The organism is Mesorhizobium sp. M7A.F.Ca.ET.027.03.2.1, assembly GCF_003999175.1.
Classification (GTDB): Bacteria; Pseudomonadota; Alphaproteobacteria; order Rhizobiales; family Rhizobiaceae; genus Mesorhizobium.
In genome coordinates this window covers 1-4,499 of record NZ_RZOM01000482.1, presented here as the reverse complement: position 1 = coordinate 4,499, position 4,499 = coordinate 1, and the positions used below count along the sequence as shown (strand labels likewise).

Here is a 4,499-nt window from a genome sequence, read left to right as displayed (position 1 = left end):
TGCTGGGTTTGCGCGGGCTTTATCTGGAAGCCGAACGGCTCGGCGACCGCAACGCTGCCAGGCATTATGCCGGCCGCGCCGCGGTGATGGCGCCGCAGCTGGCCTGGGCGGCGGAATCGACGCTGGAAGAGCTGACCGCGCGCGGCGACTGGGACGGCGCCCTGAAACTGGTCGACGCGCAGAAGGCGACACGGCAGATCGAACGCGATGCCGCCAATCGCCGCCGCGCCGTGCTTTTGACCGCCAAGGCGCAGGCGCTTGCCGACAGCGATCCCGCCGCCGCCAGGACGGCGGCGATCGAGGCCAACAAGCTTAGGCCGGACTTCGCGCCCGCGGCCGTTGCCGCCGCGGCCGCATTGTTCAAGCAGAACGATGTGCGCAAGGGCTCGAAGATCCTCGAGGCGGCCTGGAAGGCCGAGCCGCATCCGGAGGTCGCCGAGCTCTATACCCATGCAAGGCCGGGCGACGCCGTGCTCGACCGCCTCACCCGGGCGAAGAAGCTGCAGGAAATGAAGAAAAACCACGCCGAATCGTCGATGACGGTGGCGCGCGCCGCGCTCGACGCGCAGGATTTCTCGACCGCCCGCCGCGAGGCCGAGGCGGCGATCCGGATGGACCGCCGCGAGGGCGCCTATCTGCTGCTCGCAGACATCGAGGAGGCCGAAACCGGCGATCAGGGCAAGGTGCGGCAGCTGCTGTCCCGGGCGGTGCGGGCGCCGCGCGATCCGGCCTGGGTCGCAGACGGCGTGGTATCGGAACGCTGGGCGCCGGTGTCGCCGATCACCGGCCGGCTCGACGCCTTCGAGTGGCGTGCGCCGATGGAGCGTCTCGGCCAGTTGATCGACAGCCATGATGACATGCCAGCCGATGCGGCGCCGGTCATCGAAGCATTGGCGAAGCCGACGAGCGAAAAAGGGCCGATCGAGGTGATCGATGACGCCGGTGGCGAGACGTCGGCGGGCAAGCAAGCTGAAAGTCGCGAAGAAGATCATGTCAGGCCGATCACGGCAGCGGCCTTCGCCGCGGTGCCGAGCGATGCCGAGGGCGTCGATCCGGCCGAGGAGCTTGCGCGGTTGCCGGACGATCCCGGCGTCGATCCGGACGAGGAAGCGGAGAAATCGCCGCGCCGGTTTCGGCTGTTTTGAGTTGGGCAGGCCGTCAGGCCGTTGGGGTATGGATCTATGTTTGAACGCGTTCTGTCGTTTCTCAGGGATTTGCCGGCCGGCGCCGGCACTCGTGCCAGCACGGACGATCCGCGCATCGCCGCCTCGGCGCTGCTCTACCATGTGATGAATGCCGATGGCGTGCGCCAGGATGTCGAGTGGGAACGGTTCAAGGCGGTGCTGGCGGAGAGCTATTCGATCAGCGGCACGGAACTTGAGGCGCTTGCCGCCGCCGGCGAGCGGGCCGACAATGAGGCGATCGATCTCTATGCCTTCACCAGTGTCCTGAAGCGCCATCTCGATGCCGATGCGCGCAAGGCCTTCATCGGCCTGATGTGGGAAATCGTCTATGCCGACGGCGAGTTGCACGAGCTCGAGGACAACACCGTCTGGCGCGTCGCCGAGCTGATCGGCGTCGAACGCCATGATCGCGTCGAGGCGCGCCGCAAGGCAGCGGCGCACGCGCCCGGCGCCACCGGAACATCGAGCGACGAATAGGATTTTCGCCTTCCCATGCCGCGCCAAACGAGTTCGAAGCCAAAGATACTGATCGTGCTGCATCAGGAGAGTTCGAGCCCAGGGCGTGTCGGCCACATGTTGCTGGAAGAAGGGTTCGACCTCGATATCCGCCGGCCGCCGCTTGGCGACGCCTTGCCCGAAACACTGGACGGCCACGCCGGCACGGTGGTGTTCGGCGGTCCGATGAGCGCCAATGACGAGGACGAGTTCGTTCGCCGCGAGACCAACTGGCTGGAAATACCGCTGAGGGAGAACCGGCCATGTCTCGGCATCTGTCTCGGCGCACAGATGCTGGTCAACTATCTCGGCGGCAAGGTCGAAGGACACGGCGAAGGGCTGGTCGAGGTTGGCTGGTATCCCCTGAAAGCGACCGAAGCCGGCAAGCAACTGATGCACTGGCCGGAGATGGTCTATCAGTTCCACCGCGAGGGTTTCTCGCTGCCCAGGGACGCGACGCTGCTGGCGACGGCCGAGACCTATCCCAACCAGGCCTTTCGCTATGGCGACAATGCCTGGGGCATCCAGTTCCATGGCGAACTGACCAGGGTGATGATGCAGCGCTGGGTGGTGCGCGGCGCGCATCGCTTCGAATTGCCCGGTGCCCAGCCCGGCCGCGATCATCTCGGCGGCCGGCTGATCTGGGACATGCATCTCAAGCGCTGGCTGGACGAGTTCCTGCGGATGATTTTCGGCAAGCCGAGCAATAGCTAATGCATGTCGCCCAAAAGTGACCTCGGTTTTTGGGAAGACGACATGCATAAAACAAGACCTAAAGCGCGGCGCGTGAATCTGTTTCGACGCGACGCGCTTTAAGGTTCGAGCACCGGCCGCAGGAAGCTGCGCTCGTAGCTGAGAATGCTGCGATTGCGTTTTTCCATTTCAAACACTTCCTGGCATTCCGGGTCGGCAGCCATACGCTTGCGATAGTCCTCGTAGTCGGCAAGGCTCGGAAAGCTGAACATGGCAAAAGCGATATTGCTCGCCCCCTCGCTCGGAAGGAAATAGCCGTGATGGTTTCCGCCGAGGCGATTGACCAGAGCTATCCAGCGACGGCCATAATCTTCGAACTCGGCAAGCTTGTAGGGGTCAATGACATATTTCAGGTAGCAAGTGATCATGGGAACTCCTGTGGCATGGGCGAGGCATGTTGGCTGTCAACTGGAGGAAGATCAGTTGCGTCCGTCGAGATGGCGCACCTTGCGCAGTTGCGGGAACAGCACCATCCACAGGCCCGCTACGGCGATGGCGCCGATGCCGCCGATCACCACGGCCGGCACCGTGCCGATCAGCGCGGCCATCGTGCCGGCGCGGAATTCGCCGACCTCGTTGGAGGCGCCGACAAAGACCTGGTTGACGGCGTTGACGCGGCCGCGCACCTCGTCGGGCGTCCACAGCTGAATTAGCGTTTCCCTGATGTAGACGCTGAACATATCGGTGGCGCCAAGGAAGACCAGCGCCACGATCGACAGCCAGGTGATGGTGGAAAGGCCGAACAGCAGGGTGAAGGCGCCGAACGAGGCGGCGGCGACCAGCATGATCATGCCCGCGTGGTTGCGAAGCGGATGCCCGGCCAGCCAGATGGCGACGCAAATGGCGCCGATGCTGGGCGCCGAGCGCAGCAGGCCGAGGCCCCAGGGGCCGAGCTGGAGGATGTCGCGTGCATAGACCGGCAGCAGCGCCGAGGCGCCGGACAGGAGCACGGCGAACAGATCGAGCGAGATGGCGCCGAGCACGATCTTCTCGCTCCAGATGTAGCTGAACCCGCCGAGCAGGTGCTGCATCGTCGGCTTTTCCGACTCGGTCCGCTGCGACGGCTTCGGAATGGTGAAGATCAGCAGCCCGGACACGAGCATCAGGACGGCGGCGGTTCCGTAGGCCGCTTCCGGCGACACGCCGTAGAGCAGGCCGCCGGCGACCGGGCCGACGATGGTCGCCGTCTGCCAGGCCGATGAATTCCAGGCGATGGCGTTGGCGAAATCCTGAGGCGGCACCAGATTGGCGAACAGCGAGGCGGAGGCCGGACCGAAAAAGGCGCGGGCGACGCCGAACATGGCAAGCACGCAGAAGATCGGCAGCGGCCCGCTGATGCCGCGCAGCGTCAGGAACAGCAGCGCCAGCGCGCACATCGCCTCCACCACGACCGCCAGCGCCATGATCAGGCGGCGGCCGAAGCGATCAGCGACGACGCCGGTGACCAGCACCAGAAGCAGCGACGGCAGGAACTGGACGATGCCGACAAGGCCGAGATCGAGCGGGTCGCGGGTCAAATCGTACATCTGCCAGCCGACCGCGACGGACACGATCATGGTGGCGAATGTGGTGAGGAAACGCGCCGCCCAATAGCTCAGGAAGGAGCGGTGGCGGAACGCGGCATAGCGCTGGTCCGGCGATATCTGTTCTGCTGTCATGATTTAAGAGGCCCCGTTCGAATGGCATCAGCTGGCGGGGCACTTCCACGATGGGCGCTGGTCCGGCTGGCAGAACTTTTAGCTCAGTTCGCAGCGGATATGCGTCAAAATCAGTGCTGGATCAAGGAATTTTCAGCCTAAAGCGCGTCGCGACTTTTGAGCGAGATGCATTAGCGCTATTGCGTCATGAGTTTCTGGCCGAACGGAGCAATCGTTGACGTTGGCGCTGCCCCTCACTGTCCTGCCGGACATCCTATAGTGACGGGGAGAGAGGGGCGGGCGGCGACGCCGGCATTTCTCCCGCAACGCTGGAGATTGGCGAAATCGCCGATGACAGCACCCCTCTCCCCGTCACTATACGGGGAGAGGATGCCGGCAGGCAGGTGAGGGGCGGCGCAGACGCTGGCCA

At 64.6% G+C, this 4,499-nt stretch carries 5 protein-coding genes; 3 read left to right on the top strand and 2 right to left on the bottom strand.

Annotated elements, in window-relative coordinates:
- From EN750_RS20260 to EN750_RS20250, 3 genes are all read left to right on the top strand, one after another.
- Positions 1-1,145 (top strand): heme biosynthesis protein HemY (locus tag EN750_RS20260; protein ID WP_127397460.1); only part of this gene is annotated, 1,145 nt, incomplete at its 5' end.
- A 36-nt stretch (positions 1,146-1,181) separates the two neighbouring features.
- Positions 1,182-1,661 (top strand): TerB family tellurite resistance protein, encoded by a 480-nt coding sequence (locus EN750_RS20255; RefSeq protein WP_127268697.1) that lies wholly within the window; start codon positions 1,182-1,184, stop codon positions 1,659-1,661.
- 15 nt (positions 1,662-1,676) lie between these two features.
- The gene (locus EN750_RS20250; protein WP_127397459.1) at positions 1,677-2,393 is read left to right on the top strand and encodes a glutamine amidotransferase; all 717 of its coding nucleotides are present in this window, start codon (positions 1,677-1,679) and stop codon (positions 2,391-2,393) included.
- 98 nt (positions 2,394-2,491) lie between these two features.
- Here EN750_RS20250 and EN750_RS20245 read toward each other — a convergent pair whose 3' ends face one another.
- Both EN750_RS20245 and EN750_RS20240 read right to left on the bottom strand, forming a co-directional pair.
- Complete coding sequence (locus tag EN750_RS20245; protein ID WP_127397458.1) at positions 2,492-2,800, bottom strand: NIPSNAP family protein; 309 nt, start codon at positions 2,798-2,800, stop codon at positions 2,492-2,494.
- Between the two features lie 51 nt (positions 2,801-2,851).
- Positions 2,852-4,090, bottom strand: coding sequence for an MFS transporter (locus tag EN750_RS20240; RefSeq protein ID WP_127397457.1), 1,239 nt, complete (start codon positions 4,088-4,090; stop codon positions 2,852-2,854).
- Between the last annotated feature and the right edge of the window lie 409 nt (positions 4,091-4,499).

Coding starts and splice junctions, on each gene's coding strand:
- EN750_RS20250 (WP_127397459.1), top strand. CDS start 1,677: ATGCCGCGCCAAACGAGTTCGAAGCCAAAGATACTGATCGTGCTGCAT.
- EN750_RS20255 (WP_127268697.1), top strand. CDS start 1,182: ATGTTTGAACGCGTTCTGTCGTTTCTCAGGGATTTGCCGGCCGGCGCC.
- EN750_RS20240 (WP_127397457.1), bottom strand. CDS start 4,090: ATGACAGCAGAACAGATATCGCCGGACCAGCGCTATGCCGCGTTCCGC.
- EN750_RS20245 (WP_127397458.1), bottom strand. CDS start 2,800: ATGATCACTTGCTACCTGAAATATGTCATTGACCCCTACAAGCTTGCC.